Below are 24,961 nucleotides of genomic sequence, written 5' to 3'. Positions count from 1 at the left end.
TAACTAGCCCGCAATAGACGGGCGACATTCGTTACGTAGCGGAAACACGCGGCCCGAATCAACGGGCCCGACGGAGACCGGGAGGCCGGCGCGCCGCGGGCCGCAGTTATGCGACCTCATGCGCATAATGGCGCGATCAGCCGAAGATCACACCCTTGGCGTGCTCCTGCGCTACCCGAAGTGCGCCGAGCAGCGGAGCGTCCCAGCCGAGTGCCGACGGGCGGATCTCGATCGGCGGAAGTGCGCGCTCGGCGAACGCGGCTTCGATGCGCGGCACGAGCAGCGCCGCGGCGCGCTCGATGCCGCCGCCGAGCACGACGAGGGGCGGATCGACGACCCAGGTGAGCGCGCGCACGAGCACGCTGGCCGACGATGCGAAGTCGTCCACGATGCGCAACGCGGCGCTGTCGCCCGACTCAGCGCGCCGCAGCACGAGGGTCGCCGCCTCGCGTTCCGCGGCGACGGGCGAGCTCAGGCCGCCGATCTCGTTCAGGCGCATCTCGCGCGTGTTGAAGCCGTCGCCGTCGACGCTCTCGCCCGCCGCGCTCCTGGCGCCCCTGAAGGCCCGGCCGTCGATCACGATCCCGGCGCGGGTGCGGCTGCCCGCGAGCAGCCACACGAAGCTGGATTGGTCGGCTGCGGCGCCCTTCCAGTGCTCGGCGATCGCGGCCAGGTTCACGTCGTTGTCGACGATGACGGCTCCGTCGATGTGGCTCGCGAAGGCGCCCGCGACATCGACACCCGCCCATCCGGGGCCCTCGTAGGTGCTGATGATGCGGCCGGTCCCGTCCACCACGCCGCCGACCGCGATCCCGGCCGCTCGCACGGCGTCGATGGACACCCCGCCGTCGTCGGCCGCGGCGTGCAGGGCCGCCGCGGCTTCGGCGAGCGTGAGGCGCGGATTCGCCCAGTTGGCCACCGAGCGACGGCATTCACCGAGTTCCTCGCCCCGAGTGTCGGCGACGACCGCGCGCACCTCGTGGTGGTCGATGTGCACGCCCGCGATGAGCGTGTTCGCCGCGTGGAAGACGTAGCCGCGGGGCGGTCGCCCTGCCCCGGCCGTCGGGCTCGCGACGACGGCCTCCCGCGCCCAGCCGGTGGCGAGCTGGTCCGCGAGGATGAAATCGAGCGTGCGACGGGAGAGGCCCGTGATCTCGTGGAGGCGTGTCTTCGTGAGCGGAGCATCCGAATCGAACAGCGCGCGCAACGTCAACGCGGCGTTGAACTCGCGGACGGCACCCGTATCCGCGGACTTCACAGGCGCACTGGAGGGAACATCACGTGCGGCATCCTAGGCGGACACGCCGGTGTCGTGGCACAGGAGCTACGCGGTGCGGTGCTCCGGAACCGAGTCGTCCGACTCGGTCTCGTCCTCATCCGTGTCGTCGTCGTACTCGTCGGCGTGCGGGTCCTCGTACTCGGGCCACTCGCCCGAGTGCGACCCGCCCGGCGTGCCGAGCTCTTTTTCGAGGGCACCATAGTTCGTGTCGGGACTGAAGTACTTCAGCTCCCGGGCGACCTTGGTGTGCTTCGCCTTTTGACGGCCTCGCCCCATGCGATGACCCCCTCGTGAGTTGCGGTCCGGCGTTGTGCGGGAGCGACGGGCGTCCAGCGCACAGACGTGTAGAAGATTGACCGGCAGTCTAACACCCGACCCCGCGCGCTCAGGGCCCTTGGGTAACGTGGGCGGGTGACATCCGCCGGCACCGACACCTCCGCCGTCGTGATCGGCGCGGGGCAGGCCGGTCTCTCCGTGTCCTACTACCTGAAGCGTCTCGGTCTCGACCCGGGCGACGAGTTCGTCGTGCTCGACCGTGGTCCCGGGCCGGGCGGCGCCTGGCAGTTCCGCTGGGAGGCGCTGCGCATCGGCTCCGCGCACCGCATCAACGACCTGCCCGGGATGGACGAGCTCGGCGTGAGCTTCGAGACCGCCGACCGCAAGGCGCCCGCGAAGGGTGTCGTCGCCGACTACTACGCCCGCTACGAGCAGCACTACGGGTTCCAGGTGGTGCGTCCGGCCGCGGTCACGCGCGTCGAGCGCGAGCAGGAGCACCTCGCGGTCGTCTTCGACGACGGCCACGGCGAGCAGCGGGTCACGACCGAGGTCGTCATCAACGCGACGGGCACGTGGGGTGCGCCGTTCATCCCGTGGTACCCCGGCATGCGCGACTTCGCCGGGCGCCACGTGCACACCACCGATTACACGGATGCCGCCGACTTCGCCGGTCAGCGCGTCGTCGTCGTCGGCGGCGGCACGAGCGCGATCGGCTTCCTGCTCGAGCTGGAGGGCGTGGCGGAACAGGTCAGCTGGGTGAGCCGCCGGGAGATCGACTGGCGCGACGACGGCGAGCTGAGCCTCGAGGACCGCCGCTCCGCGGTCGAGCAGCAGGACGAGGCCGCCCGCGCCGGCAAGGCGCTGCCGAGCATCGTGAGCGGCACCGGGGTGCCGCGCACCCGGCGCATCCAGGCCGGCATCGAGCGCGGCGTGCTGCTCGCGCGTCCGATGTTCGCCTCGATCGAGGAGCACGGCGTGCGCTGGGCGAACGGCGCGTTCCTCGAGGCGGATGCCATCGTCTGGGCGACCGGGTTCCGCCCGGAGCTTCGCCACCTCGCCCCGCTGAAGCTGCGCGAGCGGGAGGGCGGCATCGTCGTCGCGGCGGGCACGTCGTGGAAGGAGCCGCGCGTCTTCTTCGCGGGCTACGGACCGCAGGCGTCGACGGTCGGGGCGAATCGCGCCGGCCGTACGATCGCCCGGCAGGCGATCGCGACCCTGAGCCGGCTCGCGCGCGAGCGGCGCACCGAGGAGCCGGTGTACTTCGAGACGCCGCCGATCATCGCGACCGAGCCCGCATCCGCCCCGACGCCCGACCCGTTCGACTACTTCGGCGACGCGGTCGCCGTGCCCGCGCAGGGGCACGCCGACGATCCTGGCGAGCCGCTCGACATCGTCGGCTTCGCGGCCGCCGCCTCCGAGGAGGCCGCCGGCGAGCCGTTCGTCTGGGATCTCGGCACCGCCGCGCTCCCCGCGCCCGCGGCATCCGACCGCGTCGACCCGGGCACGGATGCGGCCGTCGCGCCCGCGGGCTCGGGCGAGGATGCGGCCGTCGCGCCCGTCGACGAGGACCCGCTCGCGGTGTTCGAGGCCCTCCTGCGCGTCGAGCCGGACGACGACGCACGGTGACGGTCATCCCGCAGGATGGCGCGCGGCATCCGTCCGGTCTGGCACAGTCGTGACCATGAACACGTCCGCCGACGACTCCTCCCGCACCGTCGGGTCGTGGTTCGCCCGCATCGCCGAGTGGCGGGCGTGGACGCACGCGCTGCTCGCGGCGGGGGTCGGCGCGGTCTTCGCGCCGATCGTGCGCACGCTCGGCATCGCGGCCGTCGTCGGGCACGGCGTGTACTACCTGCTCGCCGCGGCATCCGTGCTCGCGGTCGCGCTGGGCTTCGCCGCGCTCGGCCGCATCTTCACCCGGCGCCGCACCGGCTGGCTTCTCGCGCTCACGATCGTGGTCTGGCTGCCGGCGATCGTGGCGATCTCGTTCGTCGTGCTCACCACGACGGGCTCGCTCGACCGCGTCGAGCCGCTCGTGCCGGCCGTCGGCGGCGTCGTGGGCGGCGAGACGGCGCTGCTCGCCTGGGCCGGGCCGCCGCGCTGGCTCGCGCTCATCGCCCTCATCGCGACGTCGGCGTCGGTCGCTCTGCTCGCGTTCAACAGCGCGTCGTAGCCGCGCGCGTCGTACGCCGCGGGCCGAGCGGCCCGAGCGGGTCCGCCCGACGACGTGCTGCGTCAGCGCAGGGCGTCCCAGACCGCGATCGCCGCGGCGGCCGACCAGGCCTGCGGGCGGCACGAGGCGGGGTACGGGATGGGGCGGGGCACCTCGTCCGCACCGTCGCCGCCGTACAGCTCGGGCATCCGGTAGTCGAACGCCGTGGCCGCGGCGAGCAGACCCGTGGCCAGGGACGTGGCGTCGTGTCCCGCCGCGACGAGCCCGCGGATCGCGATCGCCGTGTCGTGCGCCCACACCGCGCCGCGGTGGTAGCCGAGCGGCCAGTAGCCGACGGCATCCGTGGACAGGGTGCGCAGACCGAAGCCCGAGTCGAGCGCGGGCGACAGCAGCCGGGCCGCGACGAGCGCCGACTGCGCCTCGTCGAGCAGGCCCGTGCCGAGCAGATGGCCCAGGTTCGAGGTGACCGTGTCGACGGCGCGCTTGGTCGCGTCCAGCGCGATCGCGGGGTAGGCGCCGTCGGGGTCGTCGACCCAGAACGTCTCGTGGAACCGCGAGCGCAGCCGTGTCGCCCAGTCGCGCCATTCATCGCCGCCGTCGCGGTCGAACGCGTCGAGCAGATCGGCGCCGTGCACGGCCGCCTCGTACGCGTAGGCCTGCACCTCGCACAGCGCGATCGGCCCCTCGGCGAGGGTGCCGTCGCGCCACTGCACGCTGTCGCCGGAGTCCTTCCAGCCCTGGTTCGACAGCCCGTGCCCGGTCTCGTCGACGTATTCGAGCAGGCCGTCGCCGTCGCTGTCGCCGAAGTCGCGCATCCAGGCGAGCGCCCTCTCGAGGTGCGGCAGCAGCGCCTCGACCTCGGCGTCGGGCAGCCCGGCGCGCCAGGCGTCGTGCAGCAGGCACACCCACAGCGGCGTCGCGTCGACGGTGCCGTAGTAGAGCGGCGGCAGCGCGATCCGCTCGCCCGGGATCTCGAGCGTGTCGCGCCGCAGCTCGTGCATGATCTTGCCGGGCTGCTCCGCGGTGTCGGGAACGGATGCCGTGCCCTGCAGCGCCGCGAGCGCGCGCAGCGTCGACCCCGCGATCGACGGGCCGAGCGGCAGCAGCAGGCGCGCGGCCCAGATCGAGTCGCGTCCGAACAGCGTGAAGAACCAGGGGCTGCCCGCGGCGAGGAACTGCTCGCCGGGTGCCCGGTCGGCGGTGAGCCGCAGCGCGTCGAGGTCGTCGAGCGCGCGGTCGACCCACCGGCGCAGGCGGTCGTCGCCCTCGACGGCCGGAGCCGTCCACGGCGCCGGTCCCGGCGCGGCGTGCACGACCGCGCGCTCGTCGGTCGCGGCGATGGTCCACGCGATCACGTCGACACCGTGGGCGGGCACATCGACGGGCCACGTCAGCACCAGGGACGGCCCGTCGTCCGTCGCAATCGCGCCGGGCGCGAGCAGCACGGCGCCGGCTCCGGCGGAGTCGTGCCAGGTCGCCGACTCGCCGTCGTGCGCGATGCGCACCCTGCGGGTCGGCAGACCGGACTTGACGGCGTCCATGCTCGCGAGATCGGCCTCGAGCCGCACCGCGACGGTCGTGGAGAGCGGATGATCGAGGTCGCTCTCGATCCGGATCGTCTCCCGCACGCCGTCCGCCGTCACCTGGCGGGTGTGCACGGCGCGCACGTGCGGGTCCGCGGTCGGGCCGTCGTCGAGGTGCCGCAGCAGGGACACGAACGACGCCGTGTCGACCGAGCGCTCGAGGGTCGCGATGTGCTCGCCGCCGCGTCCGCCGATCGCGATCGAGGAGTGTGCGACGATCCGCACGTCGCCGAACCAGAGGCCGTGGATGGCGCGTCCGCCGATGGTGCCGTTGCGGGCCTGCCAGGCCTGCACGGGGGCGCGCAGCAGGACGGTCTCGTCGTGAAGGAGGGGCTGGAGCATGGCGGACCTCCGGTGTGGGGTCAGGAGAGCGCGCGAGCGGGAAGCCGCGCGGCGGGGCGGTGGGGCGTGATGGTCCAGGCTGCGGCGTCCGCCCGCTCGGCGACGACCTCGGCGAGCACGGCGCGCTCGCCGAGGTAGAGCGCGCCGACGCCCTCCTCGACGGCGACGCCGGGCGGCAGCGCGCCCTCGTCGACCGCGCGCTGGAACGCGGGGCGCCGCGACGGCTGAGAGTCGTCGTGCGGGCTGAACGAGCCGTCGACGAGGCCGAGCCCGTCGACGACGACGGATGCCTCGGGCCCGAAGGACGTCGTCGTGCCGCCGCGGTGCCAGCAGAGTCCCCCGGCCGAGCCGCCCGCGAGCACGACGCCCGCGCGCCAGGCCTCGCGCAGAAGCTCGTCGAGCCCGTGTGCGCGCCACAGCGCGAGCAGGTTGACGACACTGCCGCCCGAGACCCAGATCACGTCGCGGGAGAGCACGTGCTCGCGCAGGTCCGGGTGGTTAGGATGCGGGAACAGCCGCACGTGGCTCGCCTCGACACCGGCGGCGCGTGCCGCCTCGAGCTCGGGGCCCTCGACCGCGCGCGGGTCGCCCCCCGCGGTGTTGACGTGCGCGACCCGCGGTGCCCGCCCGGAGACGCCGGCGAGCTCGATCGCGTAGAGCAGCAGCGGGCCGTAGTCGGTCTCGCGCCAGTCGCCCGGCACGAGCCCGCCGCACGTCGCGAGGATGGTGGGCGTGGCCGCGGTCACTCCTTCACCGCCCCCTCGCTCGCGTTCATGATGCGCCGCTGGAAGACGAAGAACATGATCGCGACGGGGATCGTCATGATGATCGCCGCGGCGAGCTTGAGCGGGTACTGCCTGCCCTGGCTGAGCTGACCGTTCGCGAGCTGCGCCACGCCCTTCGTGAGCGTCGTGAGGTCGGGGGACTGCGTGGACACGATGAAGTGCGCGAGCTCGTTCCACGAGCCCTGGAACGACAGGATGATGATCGTCACGACCGCGGGACGCGCCATCGGCAGCACGATCGACCAGAACAGCCGGAAGGGGCCGGCGCCGTCGATGCGCGCCTGCTCCTCGACGCTCACCGGGATCGACTCGAAGAAGTTCTTCATGATGAACACCCCCGCGGCGTCGACGAGCAGCGGGAGGACCATGCCCGCGTACGAGTCGTAGATGCCCAGCTGGTTGATCACGAGGAACTTCGGGATGAGCAGCACGACGGTCGGCACGCTCATGACCGCGACGAGGCCCGCGAAGACGACGGAGCGCCCCCGGAATCGCAGGCGCGCGAGCGCGTAGCCGGCGAGCGAGTCGAAGAACACGCGCCCGACGGTCACGAGGAGCGTCACGATCGCGGAGTTGCCGAACCAGGTCGGGAAGTCGCTGCTGAGGAACAGTCGCGTGTAGGCGGCCGTCGTGAAGGTCTGCGGCACGAGGGACAGCGGATCCCTCGCCGCCTCGGAGTCGGTCTTGAAGCTCGTGACCACCTGGATGAGGAACGGATAGATGTACACGATCGCGAGCACGACGAGCACGGCGTAGAAGACGGATGACGCAACGATCCGCCCGCTGCGCCCCGGACTCGTCGACGGACGGCGCTGCTGCGTCGCCGTGGCACTCATCGCGCGCTCCCGCGCGTCGCGGCGGCCTCATACATCCGCATCCGTCGCCTCGACACCCTCCGATCGCGCAGCACCCAGCGCTGGAACAGGGTGAAGATCACGATGATGACGAACAGGATGAAGGCGATCGCCGCGCCCTGGCCCCAGTCCTGGTCCTGGAACGACGACGTGTACGACAGGTACGCCGGCGTGATGGTCGTCTTGGCCGGTTGGCCGCGCGTGCCCGTGTAGATCTGGTCGAAGATCTGCCAGCAGCCGATGAGGCCGAGGGTGAGCACGGTGAACAGCGTCGGGCGCAGTTGGGGGAGGGTCACGCGCCAGAAGCGCTGCCATCCGTTCGCGCCGTCCACCATCGCGGCCTCCTGCACGTCGCCGCCGAGGTTCTGCAGCGCGGCCAGGAACAGCAGCATGAACGTGCCGCTCGTCGTGAAGATCGCCATCACGATGTAGATGCACATGGCGACGCTCGGCCCGCCGATCCAGTCCCAGAGCGGGATGTCGAGAACCGTCGCGCTCTCGAGCCACGCGGGGCCGGAGGACGCGCCGAAGTGGAAGATGCCGTGCGGGTCGTTGACCCAGTTCGGCCCGTTGATGCCGATCGCGCCGAGCACGGCGTTGATCGCGCCCGTCGTCGAGAACAGGAACAGGAACAGGACGGTGATCGCCACCGAGCTCGTCACCGACGGGAAGTAGAAGGCGGTGCGGAAGAATCCGCGTCCCCTGAGGATCTGCCGGTTCACGAGCACGGCGAGGAACAGGCTCAGTGCCGTCTGGATCGGCACGACGAGCACGACGTACCAGGCGTTGTTCTTGAGCGACATCCCGAAGTCCTGCTCCGCGAGGCCGCCGCCGAGCAGCACGGCCGCATAGTTCTTGAGACCGACGAAGCCGACCCCGCCCGAGAACGGGCTGCCGCGGCCGCCCCAGTCGCTCAGGCTCACCCAGAGCGCCATGAGCACGGGCACGACGAGGAACAGGCCGAGCAGCACGAGCATCGGGGCGGTGAAGAGCCACCCCGAGGCGGCCTCCCCGCGACGGAGGCCGCGATGGCCTCCGTCGCGCAGAGGCCGCTCGGTGGTGGTCGTCATCACCCGAGCAGCGCTTCGAGGTTCTTCTGCGTGGCCGCGAGGATCGCCTTCGGGTCCTCGGTCGCGAGCGAGCCGACCTTGCCGTTGAAGTCCGCCACGACGTCGGCCGAGCCCTTGGCCGTGGGCACGCCCTTCGCGTAGTCCGCGCCCGCGAGGAACGGCACGAGGTCCGGGTTGGCGCTCGACCACTGGTCGGCGGCCGACTGGATCGACGGCATCGGGCCGAACGCGGTCGAGAACGCGAGCTGGTCGTCCGCGCTCGTGAGCTTCTCGACGAGGTCGAGCGCCGCTGCCTGGTTGGGGCTGTCGGCGGCGATGCCCCAGCAGTTGGTGAACTGCAGCGTGCCCTTGCCGGCGGGGCCGGCGGGCAGCTCATGGATCGAGTAGTCGATGTCCGGGTAGTCGCTCTTCAGGCCGCCCGTGATCCAATTGCCCTCGATCGTCATCGCCGCCTTGCCGGTGCCGAACGCCTCGCCGCCCCAGCCGGCGCCGAGGTCGGCGGCGAATCTGAGGCTGCCGTCCTTCAGCAATGACTGCAGGTAGGTGAGGGCCTCGACGTTGGCGTCGCTGTCGGCGGTCGCCTCGCTCGAGTCGTCGTTCATGAGGTTGCCGCCCGCCTGCACCATGAAGGCGCCGACGCGCGCGTACTCGCCCGAGATGCCGAGGCCCACGTGGTCCTTGGTCGTGAGCTTCTTGGCGACGGCCGAGAGCTCGTCCCACGTGGTCGGCACGTCGGCATCCGTGAGTCCGGCGTCCTTCCACATGGCGGTGTTGATCTCGAGCTGCAGCGTCGAGAAGTCCTTCGGGGCGCAGTAGAACTGGCCGTCGTAGGTGAAGCTCCTGACGAGCGACGGGTAGAAGTCGTCCTTGTTCGCGAGCAGGTCGCCGTAGGGCAGCAGGGAGCCGTTGCTCGCGTAGCCGGCGAGCGCGTCCGTCGACAGGTAGAACACGTCGGCGGGCTTGCCCGACGCGAAGCCCTGCGACAGCTGCTGGTTGAGGTCGCTCGCCGCGACGACCTTGGCGTCGGTGCCGGAGTCCTGGCTCCAGTCGTCGACCGCCGCCTGGACGGCGTGCGTCTCGGCGTCGCCGCTCGAGCCGATGAGCACGGTGAGGGCCGAGTCGGAGCTGGTGAGATCGCTCGTGGCGGTGGCTCCTCCGCCGGAGGGCGTGTTCTGGAAGCCGGAGCCGCAGGCCGAGAGCGCGAGCGTTCCGGATGCGGCGAGGGCGCCGGCCATGAGCCAGCGCGAGATGCGTCGTTGCATTGTTTCTCTCCTCGAGGGTGCCGCGCCGAAGCGGCGCGGGCGGTGCGCGATTGCGGGTATGAACGTTCCAATCAGTGCGCCATCGCGCTGGTTTGATCGATCAAATCCCAAGCGGCACGATAGTGACGCCCCCGTTCGGGTGTCAATCGACGCGGTGACGGCTCTGGGGTAACGTGCGGAAGCCGAGGAGGTGACCATGACGCGACTGCCCACCGTCGACGACGTCGGCCGCGCCGCGGGGGTCTCGCGTCAGACCGTCTCGAACGTGCTCAACGCGCCCGACCTCGTGCGCCCCGAGACGCGTTCGCGCGTCGAGGCCGCGATCGCGGAGCTCGGCTACCGACCGCACGCCTCGGCGCGCCGACTGCGGATGCGCGCGAGCTCGACCATCGGCATCCGTCTCGATCCGGTGGCCGACGGCATCTCGGGAGCGGTGCTCGATCGGTTCCTGCACGCGCTCACCGCGCAGGCCGACGCGCGCGGCCTGCGCGTCATGCTCTACACCGCGAGCGATCCCGCGGACGAGGTGCGCCAGGTGCGCCGGCTGCGCGACGGCGCCGACGTCGACGCCTTCGTGCTCACGTCGACGTTCTACGACGATCCGCGCACGCGCTGGCTCGTGGACAACGGCGTGCCGTTCGTGACGTTCGGCCGGCCGTGGGGTGAGGACGACGTCGACGCGGCGCCGCATCCGTGGGTCGACGTCGACGGGTATGCGGGCGTGCGGGCGGCGACCGAGCACCTGCTCGCGACCGGTGCGCGTCGCATCGCCCACCTGGGCTGGCCGTCGCACTCCGGGACGGGCGACGATCGGCGGCGGGGGTGGCGCGACGCGCTCGCGGCCGCCGCAGTCGTCGAGACGCCCGACCTCTCCATCATCGCGGAGGATGCCGTCGAGGCGGCCCGCGCCGCGGTCGACCTGACGCTGCGGACCGGCGGCGGATTCGACGGCATCGTCTGCGCGAGCGACTCCCTCGCCCTCGGGGCGCTGCTCGCCCTCGGGCCCCCGGCGCCGGACGCGCGGCCGACTCCGGTGATCGGGTTCGACGACACACCCGTCGCTGCGGCCCTCGGTCTCTCGAGCGTCGAGCAGCCGCTCGAACTGGTGGCCGCGGGCGCCCTCGAGCTGCTCTTCGGCCCCTCCGGTGCGACGCTCGTCGAGCGGCCCGCGCCGGGGACCGTCGGTCCGGATGCGGCCTCGGCGCCGCTGCACCGGCTCGTGACGCCGCGCCTCGTCATCCGCTGACGCGCGCGCCGTACGCGGCGTCAGCCCGCGAGCAGCAGGTAGCCGAGGGCCGCGGCGCCGACTCCGAGCACGAGGTTCAGGGCGACGGATGCCGCGGCGATCCGCACGCGCCCGTCGAGCACGAGCTGCACCGTCTCGACGCTGAACGTGCTGAACGTCGTGATGCCACCGCACAGTCCCGTGACGAGCACGAGCCGCCAGTCGTCCGGTGCGACCGCGGTCACCGCGCCGGCGACACCCGCGCCGGCGACGTTGACGACGAGCACCGCCCACGGCACGCGGCGAGCCAGCGCGCGCGACACCTGCCACCGCGCGAGCGCCCCGACGATGCCCGCGAGCAGTACGGCGGCGACGAGCAGCGGCCCGCTCACTCGTCCCCCGGAACGTCCGGGCCGATGCGACGGGCGGCGGCGCTCGCGAGCCCCCGCCGCCCGACCGCGAGGCCGCCGAACGCCGCCGCGAGTCCGCCGACGAGCGACAGCGCCGCGTAGGCGATCGCGACGGGGGCGGCGCCGGCATCCGTGATCGTGACGATCGAGACCGCGAGGGCGGAGAACGTCGTGAACGTGCCGACGAAGCCCGGGCCGAGGCCCGCTCTCAGCCACGCCGGCGCGACGGGCCAGAGCCGCGCGACGACGACGCCGAGCAGGGACGAGCCGACCAGGTTGATGACGAAGGTCGAGACGGGGAACTGCGTTCCGGCGTGCGGCACGAGCGTGTCGAGTCCGAGGCGGGCGCCCGTGCCGAGGGCGGCGCCGACGACGACCGCGGCGAACTCCCTCACCGCAGCAGGCTAGCGCCGTCCGGGCCGCGCGGTCGCTCGCGGCAGCGGCTGGCGCCGCACGGGCTCGCCGCGCCGGTCCTGGCCGGGGAACGGCCGCTCGGTGCGCGTGTAGAGCGCGCGCGTGGAGTCGAGCAGCCACGGCACGAGGGCGACCGTGACGCCCGGGCACAGCATGAGCTTGTGCCGGATGCGGCGCGCCTTGTGGTTGTGGAAGATGCCCTCCCACCAGTGCCCGTAGAGGAACTGCGGCGTGTACACCGTGATGACCTCGCTGCCGTGCTCCTCGCGGTGGTGCTTGATGTAGGCGATGAGCGGCATCGAGATGTCGCGGTACGGCGACTCGACGATGCGCAGCGGGATGCCGATGGCGGATGCGGCCCAGTCGTGTTCGAGCCGCGCGCTCGCCTCGTCGTCGATGTTGACGTGGATCGCCTCGAGCGAGTCGTGGCGAGCGGCGATCGCGTAGTCGAGGGCCTTGAGGATGGGCTTCTGCAGGCGGCCGACGAGCACGATCGCGTGGTCGGCGTTCGCGCCGAACTGCACCGTCTCATCCGCGGCGATGTCCTGCTCGACCCGCTGGTAGTAGCGGTTCGTCTTGAGCAGCACCACGAAGATCACGGGCATGATCGCGAACACGAGCCAGGCGCCGTGGGTGAACTTCGTGATCGTCACGATCACCAGCACGGTGAGGGTGAGTGCGGCGCCGAACGTGTTGATGATGCGCGAGCGGATGACGGCCCCGCGATCCGGAGTGCCGTCGCGGAGCAGCGTGGTCCAGTGCACGACCATGCCGGTCTGACCGAGCGTGAAGCTCACGAAGACGCCGATGATGTACAGCTGGATGAGGTTCGTCAGGCTCGCCTGGTAGATCACGATGAGCACGGCCGCCGCGGCGCCGAGCGAGAGCACGCCGTTCGAGTAGACGAGGCGGTCACCGCGGGTCGACAGCGACTTCGGCGCGTACGTGTCGCGGCTGAGCACGCTGCCGAGCAGCGGGAAGCCGTTGAAGGCGGTGTTCGCGGCGAGCAGCAGCACCGCGGCCGTCGCGACCTGGACGATGTAGAACGGGATGGTCGTGCTGCCGCCGAACACGGCCGCTGCGATCTGCGACATGACGCTCGGCTGCGGTGCCGTCGCGCAGTGCGCGAAGCCGATGAGGTGGCACGCGTTCTCCGCGTAGTGCACGCCCGAGATGAGGGCGAGCGCCGTGACGCCCGCGAACAGGCAGATCGCGATGAGGCCCATCGCGGAGAGGGTGAGCTGCGCGTTCCGGATCTTCGGCGTGCGGAACGCCTGCACGCCGTTCGCGATCGCCTCCACGCCGGTCAGGGCGGAGCATCCGCTCGCGAACGCGCGGAGCAGGAGCAGCAGCACGCCCGCGCCGACGACGTCCTCGTGCGCGACCGTGTAGTGCGCGCTCGACGCCACGGGCGCCGCGCCCGCGGCCGTGCGCACGAGCCCGACGACGACCATGACGGCGACCGACGCGATGAACAGGTAGGTCGGCACGGCGAACGCCTTGCTCGACTCGGAGACGCCGCGCAGGTTGATCGCGATGAGCAGCACGATGAAGCCGAGGGCCAGCTCGACGCGCACGCCGCCGAGCGCCGGGAACGCGGAGATGATGTTGTCGACGCCCGAGGCGACCGACACGGCGACGGTGAGCACGTAGTCGACGAGCAGAGCGGATGCCACCACGAGCCCCGCCTTCTCGCCCAGGTTCGTGCGCGCCACCTCGTAGTCGCCGCCTCCCGACGGGTACGCCCTGATGAGCTGGCGGTAGCTGAGCACGACGACGATGAGCAGGACCACGACGGCCGCGGCGATCCACGGCGTGAAGGTCAGGAAGCTCAGCCCGCCGAGGGTGAGGATGAGCAGCAGCTCCTGCGGCGCGTACGCCACCGAGGAGAGCGGGTCGCTCGCGAAGATCGGGAGGGCGAGATGCTTCGGGAGGAGTTGGCTCTCGAGTTTCTCGGAGGGGAGCGGCTCACCGAGGAGCCATCGCTTCGGTGACCGCACATCGCTGGACACGAGCGGCGATCCTACGCCCATCGCGGGCTGGGCCCGCACACGGGTTGAGGAGCCCGCGAGCGCAGCGAGCCGGCGTCGCGGTCCCGCTGGTTGAGGAGCCCGCGAGCGCAGCGAGCCGGCGTCTCGAAACCATGGTGGTTTGATCGCGGGGAGGGGTGGTTTCGAGACGCGACCTCGCTGCGCTCGGGCGCTCCTCCACCGGCGGGAGGGGTCGCGACCTCGCTGCGCCTTCCGGGGGTTGGGTGGTCGCGCTGGTTGAGGAGCCCGCGTCGCGGTCGCGCTGGTTGAGGAGCCCGCGTCGCGGTCCCGCTGGTTGAGGAGCCCGCGAGCGCAGCGAGCCGGCGTCTCGAAACCATGACGGTTCGATCGCGGGAGGGGTGGTTTCGAGACGCGACCTCGCTGCGCTCGGGCGCTCCTCAACCGGCGGTCGGGTCGCGACCTCGCTGCGCCTTCCGGGGGTTGGGTGGTCGCGCTGGTTGAGGAGCCGGCGTCGCCTTCCCGCTGGTTGAGGAGCCCGCGAGCGCAGCGAGTCGGCGTCTCGAAACCATGGTGGTTCGATCGTGTGAGGGGTGGTTTCGAGACGCGGGTTGCGCAGGAGCCCGCGTCGCGGTCCCGCTGGTTGAGGAGCCCGCGAGCGCAGCGAGCCGGCGTCTCGAAACCATGGTGGTTTGATCGCGGGGAGGGGTGGTTTCGGGTCGCGACCTCGCTGCGCTCGGGCGCTCCTCAACCAGCGGAGGGGTCGCGACTTCGCTGCGCTCGGGCGCTCCTCAACCGGCGGGAGGAGCCGCGCTCACGCGGAGGGCGTGCGCAGCGTCGCGAGCACCTCGGTGCGCAGGGCCGCGAGGCCCCGGGCGAGCACCGTGACCGTCTCGACGGTGACCGCGCCGCGACGCAGGTCGCCGCGCAGCTGCGCGCGGAACGTCGTGATCTGACCCTCGGCCTCGGAGAGCCGCTGGCGTTCCTGGGAGCGCTCGCTCGCCGGGTCGGCGCGGGTCGCACGACCCGAGACCCGGGCGTCGTCACGAGCCTCGCGCGCGGCCGAGGCGAGCTCCGCGCGCAGCGTGCGCATGGCATCCTCGACGGACTCCCGCACCTCCGACGCGAGGCGGCGCACCGAGTCGGTGACGTCGGTCTCGATGTCGTCGAGCTCGCCCTCGCGCGCCGCGAGCTCGGCGCGTCCGGCATCCGTGATCTCGTAGATGCTGCGGCGTCCCTCGGTGCTCTTGACGACGAGGCCCTCGTCCTCGAGCTTGGCCAGGCGCGGGTAGATCGTGCCGGCGCTCGGCGTGTACGTGCCGCCGAAGCGCTCCCCGAGGGCCTGGATCAGGTCGTACCCGTGCATCGGACGCACCGCGAGCAGGCTCAGCAGGTAGAGCCGCAGGTGTCCGTGGGCGAAGACGGCGGGGGTCATGCCGTCACCGCGTGCAACACGCTGATGTCGCCCGAGACGGTGTTGGCCTTGACCTCGACCCAGCGGCCGGAGAGCTCGCCGTACTTGCTCGTGTACGAGCCGTGCACGCCCGTGACCGTGGCGTCGTCGAGCTGGAGACGTCCGCTCACGGTGTTCATGCGGTACTGCGCCGGGGTGCCGGATGCGAGGCGCGCCGTGACGCTGCCGCTCACGGAGTTGACGCGCACCTCATCCGGGATGCCGTCGAGGTCGAGGTAGGTGTCGCCGCTCACCGTGTCGCCGGTGAAGCGCATCAGCTCGCCCGCGACGGTGATGTCGCCGCTGATCGAGTGCGCGTTCACGACGCCGTAGTGGTTCTGCACGCTGAGCTCGCCGCCGACGGAGTTGATCTGCAGGTCGCCGTTGATGCCGTCGACCACGACGTCCCCCGACACGGTCGAGACGTTCGCGTCGCCGTTGAGGCCCGCGACGAGGGCGTTCGCGCTCACCACGCCGAACTTGAGCTCGACCTCGCGCGGCACGAGCACGCTCACGTCGACGCGAGCGCTGCCGCGGAAACTCTTGAACACGTCGAGCCAGTTGTCCCAGTTCAGCTGCGGATGGTCGATCTCGAGCACGCCGTCGGTGAGCGAGACCTTGATCTCCTTGCCGGCGATCGAGTGCACCTCGACACGCGTGGTCGGCTCGTCGTGTCCGACGATGTCGACGCGTCCCGCGACGAGGCTCACCTTGAGGCGGCGCACCGCCGAGTCGATGTCGATGGTCTGCGGCCCGTCGACGAGCCACTTCTCCTGGGGCATGGCCACTCCTTGCTTGTCTGTCGTTGCTGGTCTGCTGTCCGAGGCTGGACGCGATATATCGCGTTCGGCGAGAGACACGATATATCGCGAGTTCGCGATCGCGCAACACCCGCACCCGCTGCCGCGAGCGCCGCGGGCCGGCGTCTCGAAACCCGACCCCGCTTGACGTTGACGTTGACGCTGCGTCAACGCCTACCGTCGTCGCCATGGACAGAACGGATGCCGCCGACCGCTCGATCGCCGACGTCGCGCGCCTCGCCGGCACGACCACGCGCACGCTCCGGCACTACGACGCGATCGGCCTGCTGAGGCCCACACGCGTCGCGGCGAACGGACACCGCTACTACGACGCCGAGGCGCTCGCTGCGCTGCAGCGCATCCTGCTGCTGCGCGACCTGGGCCTCGGACTGCCGACGATCGCCGACGTGCTCGCCGGCCGGCGCGACCACACTGCGGCGCTCATTGCGCACGTCGAGGTGCTGCGCGCGGAGCGCGGTCGGCTCGACCGGCGGATCTCGAGCGTCGAGGCCACCATCCGTTCACGGAGAGGAGGGAGCCCGCTCATGGCGGAGCAGATGTTCGACGGATTCGACCACACCGAGCACCGGGAGGAGGTCGAGAGGCGCTGGGGCCGCGACGCGTACGCCTCGGGCGACACCTGGTGGCGCGGGCTCGGCGAGGCCGGGCAGCGCGACTGGCGGGCGGCGCAGGCCGCGCTCGCCGCGGATTGGACGGATGCCGCGACCCGCGGCGTCGACCCCGCCGGCGACGAGGCGCTCGCCCTCGCCGCGCGTCACGCCGAGTGGCTCGCCGGCATCCCCGGCACACCGGGGTACCCGGACGGCCCGACCGACGGCTACCTGCTCGGTCTCGGCGAGTTGTACGTCGCGGACCCGCGCTTCGCGGCGAACTACGGGGGCGAGGCCGGTGCGGCCTTCGTGCGCGACGCCCTCGCCGCGTATGTCGCGCGCGCCGTCGGCTGAGCGGCCCGCCCGGCCCTGCGCCGCCCGCCCGGCCCTGCGCCGCCCCGCCCGCCCGGTCTGCCCCGCGCCCCGCGCTCGCCCGGTGCCGCCCCCGGGGGCCATCCCGTCGAGCGCGCCGACCCCGCCGCCCCGGGGCGCGTCACGCGGCGGGCGACGGAACGGGCGCGGTGCCGCCGTCGTCATCCGGTCCGCGGCGCGGTCGCTCCGGGATCCGCATCCGCGGGATGGTGAACCCCACGAGCGGTCCGATGCCGAGCACCACGGCGATCGTGCCGAGGCCGACGTTGCCGCCGAGCAGCCAGCCGCCGAGCAGCACGCTCGCCTCGATCGCCGTGCGCACGATCCAGATCGGCCAGCCGGTGCGCGCCACGACGCCGGTCATCAGGCCGTCGCGCGGGCCCGGGCCCAGCCGGGCGCCGATGTAGAGACCGGATGCGATGGCCAGCACGACCATGCCGCCCGCGAACAGCAGCCACTGCTGCCACCACAGCGGCGGGTGCGGGATGAGCCAGAGCCCGACCTCGGCGCTCGGCCCGACGAGCAGGATGTTGAGCACCGTGCCGACCCCGGGACGCTGGCGCAGCGGGATCCAGAGCAGCAGCACCGTGAGCCCGATGAGGTTCGTGAGCAGACCGAAGCCCCACCCGCTGTGCCGGTCGATGCCGAGGGTCAGCACGTCCCACGGCTCCACGCCGATCTCGGCGCGCACCATCATGGCGATCGCGATGCCGTAGACGAACAGCCCGACGAGGAGCTGGGTGAGGCGGCGCGCGAGCATGCAGATATCCAATAGAGATATTGGCTCTTGCGAAAGAGGCCAATGCCGCTACTCTGGCTCGCATGACGGCGATCTCGGCCCGCGCGCTCCGGCTCCTGCTCGACGACTGGCGCACGACCGGACCCGCCTACGCGGCGCTCGCCGACCGCATCCGCCTGCTCGTGCTCGACGGCCGCGTGCCGATCGCGAGCCGCCTGCCCGCCGAGCGCGAGCTCGCCGAGGCGCTACGGGTGAGCCGCACGACGATCACGGCGGCCTACGCCCACCTGCGCGAGGCGGGCTATCTCGACAGCGTGCGCGGATCGGGCAGCGTCGCCCGCCTGCCCGGCCGCGCGCCCGTGAACCTCGACGCGCACCGGCCCGGCTACCTCGACTTCAGCAAGGCGGCGCTGCCCGCGATCCCCGACATCGCCGACGCGGTGCGCCGGGCGGCCGATCGGCTGCCCGCGCACCTCGGCGATTCCGGGTTCGACCCCGTCGGCCTGCCCGAGTTGCGCTCCGCGATCGCCGAGCGCTACACCCGGCGCGGGCTGCCGACGGATGCCGACCAGGTCATGGTCACGGTCGGCGCCCAGAGCGCGATCGGCCTCGTCACCCGCACGCTGCTGTCCCGCGGGGACCGCGCGCTCATCGAGGCGCCGAGCTACCCGCACGCCATCGACGCGCTGCGCGCTGCGGGCGCCCGCGTCGCCACCGTGCCCGTGAGCGCCGACGCCGGCTGGGATGAGGACGTGCTCGATCAGGTGCTGCGCGGAGTGAGCCCGACGCTCGGCTACCTGATGCCCGACTTCCACAACCCGACCGGCCGGTCGATGAGCCCGGAGCTGCGTGAGCGCACGCTCACCCTCGCGGCCCGGCAGGGCACCGTGCTCGTCGCCGACGAGACGATGGCCGAGCTCGCCATCGACGCACCCGACGTGGCGCCGTTCGCGGCGTTCGACCCCGCGAAGCTCGCGATCACGATCGGCAGCGTCGGCAAGACGCTGTGGGGCGGCATCCGCATCGGCTGGATCCGCGCCGAGCGCAGCGTCATCCAGCGGCTCGTGCGGGCGCGCAGCACGAGCGATCTCGGCACGCCGATCCTCGAGCAGCTCGTCGTCGCGGACCTGCTCGAGCGCTACGACGACATCATCGCGGTGCGCCGCGAGCAGCTGCGCGCCGGGCGCGATCACCTCGAGCGGGCGCTCGCCGACGCGATCCCGGAGTGGAGGGTGCCGCGCGTGCAGGGCGGCCTCACCGCGTGGATCAACCTCGGCGCGCCCGTGAGCTCCCAGCTCGTGCTCGCCGCGCGCACTCGCGGGCTGCTGCTCGCCGCAGGCCCGCGCTTCGGCGTCGACGGCGCGTTCGAGCGCTTCCTGCGCCTGCCGATCAGCTACAGCGCGCAGGAGACGGATGCCGCGGTCGCCGCCCTGCGCGACGCCTGGGTCACGCTCGTGCCCGACACCTTCGCCGACCCGAGCTTCCTCGCCGAGGTCGTCTGACCCCGCCGCCCCCCCCGCCCCCGGGACGCCCCCGGCCGCACAACGGATTTCACGGAGATCCGCGTGGTTGACCCCACGACCAGCGGGCTCCACGCAGTGCCGGCGACGAATCTCCGTGAAATCCGTTGTGGCGGGGGCGAGAGGAGGGGGGCGGATTCATCCCCGGGGAGTAGTCCGGGTGCGGAAGACTGAACGGCGCACGATGCCGTGCCGCCCTGCCCACAGCATCCGTGCTCACGCACCCGGGAGATTCCGTGCACCTGCTCTCCGTGTTCAGCCTGCGTAACCGCTCGCTCATCGCGCTCATCACGATCTGCGCCGCCCTGTTCGGCGGCATCTCGATCACGACGCTCAAGCAGGAGCTGTTCCCGTCGATCTCGCTGCCGCAGCTCTTCGTCGCCACGAGCTACCCGGGCGCGAGCCCCGACGTCGTCGAGCACGACGTGTCGACGCCGATCGAGTCGGCGATCCAGAACGTCGACGGGCTCGAGTCGACGACCGCGACGTCGAGCACGAACACGTCGACCGTGACCGCGTCGTTCGAGTACGGCACGAACCTCGCGACCGCCGAGCAGAAGGTGCAGTCGGCGATCAACCGCATCGCCAACCGCCTGCCCGACGACGTCGACCCGCAGGTGCTGACGTTCAGCTTCGCCGACCTGCCGGCCGTGCAGATCGCCGTGACGAGCGATCTCGACCCGACCGAGCTCGCCGACCGCATCGAGTCGTCCACGCTGCCCGACCTGCGCGACCTCGGCGGCGTGAGCGACGCGAGCCTCATCGGCGCCACGGGTCAGCGCGTGCAGATCACGCCCGACGCCGACGAGCTCGCCCGCCTCGGCCTCACGAACCAGGCGATCACGGATGCGCTGTCCGCCAACGGCGTGCTGCTGCCCTCGGGCGAGATCACCGAGCACGGCCAGACGCTCACGGTGCAGGCGGGCGTGCAGCTGCACTCGGTGCAGGACATCGAGAAGCTCCCGGTGCTCGGCGCGACGACCGCGCAGTCGGTGCCGTCGCTCATCCCCGGCGGCACGTCGACGACCGCCCAGGTGCCGGATGCCGACGTGCACACGATCGGGGACGTCGCGTCCGTGAAGATCGTCGACGACCCCGTGACGGGCATCTCGCGGGTCAACGGCGAGCCGAGCGTGACGATCTCCGTCTCGAAGGCGGCCGCGGGCAACACGGTCGACATCTCGCGCGAGGTCACCGACGCGCTGCCCGACCTGCAGAAGGCGGTCGGCGGCGGCACGACCTTCACGGTCGTGTTCGACCAGGCGCCCTACATCGAGCAGTCGATCGAGTCGCTCGCCCAGGAGGGCGTGCTCGGCCTCGTCTTCGCGGTCATCGTCATCCTCGTGTTCCTGCTCTCGATCCGCTCGACGCTCGTGACGGCGGTGTCGATCCCGGTGAGCGTGCTCATCACGTTCATCGGCATGTGGGCGACGGGCTACACGCTCAACATCCTCACGCTCGGCGCGCTCACGATCGCGATCGGCCGCGTCGTCGACGACTCGATCGTCGTCATCGAGAACATCAAGCGGCACATCACGGCCGACCGGCTCGCCGGCGCGTTCGACGCGGACCCGAAGGCGGCGAAGATCGTCTCGATCCGCGCCGCCGTGCGCGAGGTCGCGGGAGCCGTGACCGCCTCCACCCTGACCACGGTCGCGGTGTTCCTGCCGCTCGCGCTCGTCGGGTCCGAGGTCGGCGAGCTGTTCCGCCCGTTCGCGCTGACGGTGACGATCGCGCTCGCCGCATCCCTCTTCGTCGCGCTGACGATCGTGCCGGTGCTCGCGTACTGGTTCCTCGGCACGCGGGCGTCGAAGCGCGAGATCGCCGAGCACGCGCACGCCGCCCGGCTCGCCCCGGCCACCGCGACCGGGGCGGATGCCGCGATCGACGAGCTGGACCGCCCGAACGCGCTCCAGCGGGTCTACCTGCCCGTCATCCGCTGGACGCTGCGATTCCCCGCGCTCGTGATCGTCGCGGCGATCCTCGTGCTCGTCGGCACGCTCGGCCTCGTGCCGAGCCTGAAGACGAACTTCCTCGGCTCGAGCGGCCAGAACACCCTCACCGTCTCGCAGGAGCTGCCCGCGGGCACGAGCCTCGACGTGCAGGACGCCGCGGCGACGACGGTCGAGCACGCCCTGCTCGACGTGAAGGGCGTCGACATCGTGCAGCTCTCGCTCGGCTCGACGAGCGGCGGCTCGTTCGCGTCGTTCGGCTCGAGCGGCGGAGCCACGTTCTCGATCACGACCGACGCGGATGCCGACCAGGAGGCCGTGCAGGATCGCGTGCGCACCGCGATCGACGGCCTCGACGACGTCGGCGACGTGACGATCGGCAGCGGCGGGGGCGGCGGCTTCACGTCGTCGGACATCGCGATCACGGTGCGCGCGGCGACCGCCGCCGACCTGACGACCGCCTCGGACGCCGTGCTCGACGCCGTCAAGGGCCTCGACGTGACGGCGCAGGCGACGAGCGACCTCGCGACCACGCAGCCGTACCTGCGGGTCGCGGTCGACCGCGCGAAGGCCGCCGCGAAGGGGCTCAGCGAGCTGCAGGTCGGCCGGATCGTGACCGCCGCGATGAACCCGAGCTCGGTCGGCAGCGTGGAGGTCGACGACACGACGCTCTCGATCTACCTGAACGATTCGGCGCGGCCGACAACGCAGGCAGACCTGAAGGCGTTCGAGGTCCCGACCGCGGACGGCCCCGTGAAGCTGTCGACGATCGCTGACGTCTCCGTCGAGCAGACGCCCGCGAGCATCACGACCGAGAAGGGCGTGCGCACCTCCACCGTCACGGTGACCCCGAACGGCGACGACGTGGGGGCGGCATCCGCTGCGGTGACGAAGGCGGTCGACGCGGTCGACCTGCCCGACAGCGCCTCGGCCGAGATCGGCGGCGTCACGAGCGACCAGTCGGACGCGTTCCTGCAGCTCGGGCTCGCGCTGCTCGCGTCGATCCTCATCGTCTACGTGATCATGGTCGCGACGTTCAAGAGCCTGCTGCAGCCGCTGCTCCTGCTCGTGTCGGTGCCGTTCGCGGCGACGGGCGCGATCCTGCTGCAGGTCGTCACGTCGACGCCGCTCGGCGTGCCGAGCATCATCGGCGTCATCATGCTCGTCGGCATCGTCGTGACGAACGCGATCGTGCTCATCGACCTCGTGAACCAGTACCGGTCGCGCGGCTCGGGCGTGCGCGACGCGATCGTGCACGGCGCCGCGCGACGCCTGCGCCCCATCCTGATGACGGCGCTCGCGACGATCTTCGCGCTCGTGCCCTCGGCGACCGGCATCACGGGTCACGGCGGCTTCATCTCGCAGCCGCTCGCGCTCGTCGTCATCGGCGGCCTGGTGTCGTCGACGGTGCTGACGCTCATCGTGCTGCCGACGCTGTACTGGGCCGTCTTCGGACGACGCGAGCGTCGGGATGCGCGGCGGGCGCGCCGCGCGAGGGCCGCCGCGGCCGGTTCGGAGTAGGCGGTCCCGCGGTTCAGGCCCCGCGGTTGTTCGCGAGGTCGAACGTGTAGATGCCGCCGTCGAACGCGTCGTAGCCGGCGTAGTCGACGAGTTCGTAGAGCTCGGCGCGGGTCTGCATCTCGGGCAGCTGCGGCTCGAGGGTGCCCGCCGCGGCGAGCGCGCTGAGCGCGCGGTCCGCCGCGCCCATCGCGAGCCGCAGCAGGGACACGGGGTGGATGACCAGGTTCACGCCGACATCGGCCAGCTGAGCGTGCGTGAACAGCTCGGACTTGCCGAACTCGGTGACGTTGGCGAGGATCGGCACGTCCACCGCGGCCCGCACGGCCGCGAACTCCTCGAGCGTCGCCATCGCCTCGGGGAAGATCGCGTCGGCGCCCGCGTCGACGAGCGCCCTCGCGCGGTCGATCGCGGCGGGAAGCCCCGCGACCCCGCGGATGTCGGTGCGCGCCATGATGAGGAAGTTCTCGTCGCGCCGTGCGGACACCGCCGCGCGGATGCGCTTGATCGCGGTGGCCTCGTCGACGACCTCCTTGCCGTCGAGGTGTCCGCAGCGCTTCGGGTTGACCTGGTCCTCGAGGTGCAGGCCGGCGACGCCGGCATCCTCGAGCACCTGCACCGTGCGGGCGACGTTCATGGGCTCGCCGAAGCCGGTGTCCGCGTCGACGAGCGCGGGCAGGCTCGTGACGCGGGCGATCTGCCCGGCGCGCTGCGCGACCTCGGTGAGCGTCGTGAGGCCGATGTCGGGCAGTCCCAGCTCGGCCGAGAGCACGGCGCCCGAGACGTAGACGCCTTCGAAGCCGCGCTTCTCGATGAGCATGGCGCTCAGCGGGTTGAACGCGCCGGGCATCCGCAGCAGCTCGCCCGAGGCGAGGGCGGCGCGGAAGTCGACCCGCTTCTGGGCGGCGGTCTTCGAGGCGTGCAGCATGGCTGGTCGGTCCTTCCCGGTGCTGCCTACGGCGTTGCTGCCTACAGCATTCGTTGCTGCCTACAGCATTACAGAGCCGGCCGGCGCGGCCCGCGCGCTAGAGGTCCTTCGCCATGCAGACGCTGTCGGTCGAGCCGACGTAGGGGCCGAACAGTGGCACGTGCGCGAACCCCGCGGACTCGTAGAGCGCGATCGCCTCGGGCTGCGCCGGTCCGGTCTCGAGCACGAGCGAACGGATGCCGCACTCCCTCGCCGCGCGCTCGACCGCCGCGAGCAGGGCGGAGCCGGCGCCGAGCCCGCGGGCGCTCTCGGCGACGAACATCCGCTTCAGCTCGCCGGTGCCGTCGCCGTGGTCGACGAGCGCGGCCGTCCCGACGGCGCGGCCGTCCGGATCGCGCGCCACGAGGAACATCGTGCGCTCGTCGGCGATGCGCTCGATCGGCAGCGCGAAGTACCCGGCCGGGCCGTAGAGCGCGAGGCCGAGCGCGTCCGCCGCGGCGATGAGGGCGCGGACCCCCTCGTCGCCGGGACGTCCGGGCGCGATCGCGACCGCCGGCATCCGCGCCTCGACGACCGTGGCGTCGGCCTCGTCGTCGCGCACGACCCGCGCGGTCAGCCCCGCCGCGGTGAGGGCGCGGGCCGATACCGGCGCCTGCCGCTCGCCCGCCTCGATGAGCAGCCGCCCGCCGGGCCGCAGCCAGCCCGGCGCCCCGGCCGCGATGCGGCGGTGCAGATCGAGCCCGTCTGCCCCGCCGTCGAGCGCGACGAGCGGCTCGAAGTCCCGCGCGTCCGACGGCATCGTCGCGATCGCATCCGTCGGCACGTAGGGCGCGTTGACGACGATGAGGTCGACCGCGCCGCGCAGCAGGGACGGCAGCGGCTCGTACAGGTCGCCGGTGAGCACGCGATCGACACGGATGCTGCGCGCCGCCCACGCGGTCGCCCGCGGATCGATGTCGACGGCCCAGACGTCCGCACCGGCGTCGGCGAGCACGACGGCGAACGCCGCCGCGCCGCAGCACAGCTCGACGGCCGTGTCGCCGGGGCGCAGCACGCGCAGTGCGCGATCGACGAGGAACTCGCTGCGCCGCCGCGGCACGAACACGCCCGGCCCGACCGGGATGCGCCGCCCGTGGAACTCCGCCCAGCCGACGACGTGCTCGAGCGGCTCGCCCGCGCGCCGGCGCTCGATGCCGCGCTCGAGGTCGTCGTCGTCGTCGAACTCCGCGAGCAGCAGGTCCGCCTCGTCCTCGGCGAACACGCTCCCGCTCGCGCGCAGCAGCGCGGCGATCCTCTCGGGATCCCGCTTTCGCGGGCGGTCCGACTCCTGGCTAGACAACGTTGTTTCAGACCCCTACCGTAGTGCTTGGCCCGTCCGGGTCGTGCCCGACGATGTTCACGGAGACC

At 72.2% G+C, this 24,961-nt stretch carries 21 protein-coding genes; 6 read left to right on the top strand and 15 right to left on the bottom strand.

Translation table 11 applies throughout. The annotated features are described in order from the left end of the window. Positions 1 to 136 precede the first annotated feature (136 nt). Together QT381_RS04325 and QT381_RS04320 are read right to left on the bottom strand one after the other, a co-directional pair. A complete protein-coding gene (locus QT381_RS04325; RefSeq protein ID WP_289247503.1) occupies positions 137 to 1,258 on the bottom strand; it encodes an ROK family protein in 1,122 nt (373 codons plus the stop codon). 66 nt (positions 1,259 to 1,324) lie between these two features. Further along, on the bottom strand, positions 1,325 to 1,555 hold the full coding sequence (locus tag QT381_RS04320) for a DUF3073 domain-containing protein (protein WP_289247502.1): 231 nt from the start codon (positions 1,553 to 1,555) through the stop codon (positions 1,325 to 1,327). Between the two features lie 135 nt (positions 1,556 to 1,690). On the opposite strand from QT381_RS04320, the gene QT381_RS04315 reads away from it, so the two are divergent. Both QT381_RS04315 and QT381_RS04310 read left to right on the top strand, forming a co-directional pair. Beyond that, complete coding sequence (locus QT381_RS04315; RefSeq protein ID WP_289247501.1) at positions 1,691 to 3,181, top strand: NAD(P)-binding domain-containing protein; 1,491 nt, start codon at positions 1,691 to 1,693, stop codon at positions 3,179 to 3,181. Positions 3,182 to 3,236: 55 nt separating this feature from the next. Further along, complete coding sequence (locus QT381_RS04310; RefSeq protein ID WP_289247500.1) at positions 3,237 to 3,728, top strand: hypothetical protein; 492 nt, start codon at positions 3,237 to 3,239, stop codon at positions 3,726 to 3,728. A 62-nt stretch (positions 3,729 to 3,790) separates the two neighbouring features. On the opposite strand, the gene QT381_RS04305 is transcribed toward QT381_RS04310, so the two are convergent. The 5 genes from QT381_RS04305 to QT381_RS04285 are packed head-to-tail and all read right to left on the bottom strand — an operon-like array spanning position 3,791 to position 9,624. Further along, the gene (locus tag QT381_RS04305; RefSeq protein WP_289247499.1) at positions 3,791 to 5,653 is read right to left on the bottom strand and encodes a glycogen debranching N-terminal domain-containing protein; all 1,863 of its coding nucleotides are present in this window, start codon (positions 5,651 to 5,653) and stop codon (positions 3,791 to 3,793) included. A gap of 20 nt (positions 5,654 to 5,673) precedes the next feature. Then, positions 5,674 to 6,399: a Type 1 glutamine amidotransferase-like domain-containing protein gene (locus tag QT381_RS04300; RefSeq protein WP_289247498.1), complete on the bottom strand. Its 726-nt coding sequence runs from the start codon at positions 6,397 to 6,399 to the stop codon at positions 5,674 to 5,676. Then, a complete protein-coding gene (locus QT381_RS04295) occupies positions 6,396 to 7,274 on the bottom strand; it encodes a carbohydrate ABC transporter permease (RefSeq protein ID WP_289247497.1) in 879 nt (292 codons plus the stop codon). The genes QT381_RS04300 and QT381_RS04295 overlap by 4 nt, the downstream gene beginning before the upstream one ends. Then, the gene (locus QT381_RS04290) at positions 7,271 to 8,362 is read right to left on the bottom strand and encodes a carbohydrate ABC transporter permease (RefSeq protein ID WP_289247496.1); all 1,092 of its coding nucleotides are present in this window, start codon (positions 8,360 to 8,362) and stop codon (positions 7,271 to 7,273) included. The genes QT381_RS04295 and QT381_RS04290 overlap by 4 nt, the downstream gene beginning before the upstream one ends. Then, on the bottom strand, positions 8,362 to 9,624 hold the full coding sequence (locus QT381_RS04285; protein WP_289247495.1) for a sugar ABC transporter substrate-binding protein: 1,263 nt from the start codon (positions 9,622 to 9,624) through the stop codon (positions 8,362 to 8,364). Before QT381_RS04285 ends, QT381_RS04290 begins: the two co-directional genes overlap by 1 nt. A gap of 196 nt (positions 9,625 to 9,820) precedes the next feature. On the opposite strand from QT381_RS04285, the gene QT381_RS04280 reads away from it, so the two are divergent. Next, positions 9,821 to 10,870 (top strand): LacI family DNA-binding transcriptional regulator, encoded by a 1,050-nt coding sequence (locus tag QT381_RS04280; RefSeq protein WP_289247494.1) that lies wholly within the window; start codon positions 9,821 to 9,823, stop codon positions 10,868 to 10,870. A 20-nt stretch (positions 10,871 to 10,890) separates the two neighbouring features. On the opposite strand, the gene QT381_RS04275 is transcribed toward QT381_RS04280, so the two are convergent. The 5 genes from QT381_RS04275 to QT381_RS04255 all read right to left on the bottom strand — a co-directional run bounded on the left by QT381_RS04275 (position 10,891) and on the right by QT381_RS04255 (position 15,896). Then, positions 10,891 to 11,241, bottom strand: coding sequence for a fluoride efflux transporter FluC (locus QT381_RS04275; protein WP_289247493.1), 351 nt, complete (start codon positions 11,239 to 11,241; stop codon positions 10,891 to 10,893). After that, on the bottom strand, positions 11,238 to 11,654 hold the full coding sequence (locus QT381_RS04270) for a fluoride efflux transporter FluC (protein ID WP_289247492.1): 417 nt from the start codon (positions 11,652 to 11,654) through the stop codon (positions 11,238 to 11,240). Before QT381_RS04270 ends, QT381_RS04275 begins: the two co-directional genes overlap by 4 nt. Before the next feature lie 9 nt (positions 11,655 to 11,663). Continuing rightward, entirely contained in the window at positions 11,664 to 13,706 is a 2,043-nt protein-coding gene (locus tag QT381_RS04265; RefSeq protein ID WP_289247491.1) for an APC family permease, read from the bottom strand. Between the two features lie 769 nt (positions 13,707 to 14,475). Next, positions 14,476 to 15,096: a PadR family transcriptional regulator gene (locus QT381_RS04260; protein ID WP_289247490.1), complete on the bottom strand. Its 621-nt coding sequence runs from the start codon at positions 15,094 to 15,096 to the stop codon at positions 14,476 to 14,478. Beyond that, positions 15,093 to 15,896 (bottom strand): DUF4097 family beta strand repeat-containing protein, encoded by an 804-nt coding sequence (locus tag QT381_RS04255; protein WP_289247489.1) that lies wholly within the window; start codon positions 15,894 to 15,896, stop codon positions 15,093 to 15,095. Before QT381_RS04255 ends, QT381_RS04260 begins: the two co-directional genes overlap by 4 nt. A gap of 206 nt (positions 15,897 to 16,102) precedes the next feature. Here QT381_RS04255 and QT381_RS04250 point away from each other — a divergent pair, with 206 nt between their 5' ends. Next, positions 16,103 to 16,879: a MerR family transcriptional regulator gene (locus QT381_RS04250; protein WP_289247488.1), complete on the top strand. Its 777-nt coding sequence runs from the start codon at positions 16,103 to 16,105 to the stop codon at positions 16,877 to 16,879. Between the two features lie 139 nt (positions 16,880 to 17,018). Here the strand turns inward: QT381_RS04250 and yczE are convergent, their stop codons facing one another. Further along, a complete protein-coding gene (yczE, locus tag QT381_RS04245; RefSeq protein WP_289247487.1) occupies positions 17,019 to 17,657 on the bottom strand; it encodes a membrane protein YczE in 639 nt (212 codons plus the stop codon). Positions 17,658 to 17,719: 62 nt separating this feature from the next. On the opposite strand from yczE, the gene yczR reads away from it, so the two are divergent. After that, complete coding sequence (gene yczR, locus QT381_RS04240; RefSeq protein ID WP_289247486.1) at positions 17,720 to 19,138, top strand: MocR-like transcription factor YczR; 1,419 nt, start codon at positions 17,720 to 17,722, stop codon at positions 19,136 to 19,138. A gap of 254 nt (positions 19,139 to 19,392) precedes the next feature. After that, positions 19,393 to 22,629: an efflux RND transporter permease subunit gene (locus QT381_RS04235; protein WP_289247485.1), complete on the top strand. Its 3,237-nt coding sequence runs from the start codon at positions 19,393 to 19,395 to the stop codon at positions 22,627 to 22,629. A gap of 13 nt (positions 22,630 to 22,642) precedes the next feature. Here the strand turns inward: QT381_RS04235 and prpB are convergent, their stop codons facing one another. Together prpB and QT381_RS15740 are read right to left on the bottom strand one after the other, a co-directional pair. Continuing rightward, positions 22,643 to 23,554, bottom strand: coding sequence for a methylisocitrate lyase (prpB, locus tag QT381_RS04230; protein ID WP_289247484.1), 912 nt, complete (start codon positions 23,552 to 23,554; stop codon positions 22,643 to 22,645). 97 nt (positions 23,555 to 23,651) lie between these two features. Next, positions 23,652 to 24,893 carry a putative protein N(5)-glutamine methyltransferase gene (locus QT381_RS15740; RefSeq protein ID WP_353889753.1) on the bottom strand — a complete coding sequence of 414 codons (1,242 nt, stop codon included), beginning with the start codon at positions 24,891 to 24,893 and terminating at the stop codon, positions 23,652 to 23,654. Between the last annotated feature and the right edge of the window lie 68 nt (positions 24,894 to 24,961).

Source organism: Galbitalea sp. SE-J8 (assembly GCF_030345695.1).
Classification (GTDB): domain Bacteria; phylum Actinomycetota; class Actinomycetes; order Actinomycetales; family Microbacteriaceae; genus JAUASV01.
The sequence above is the reverse complement of the archived record's forward strand: the minus strand, read 5'-3'. Positions and strand labels throughout refer to the sequence as shown.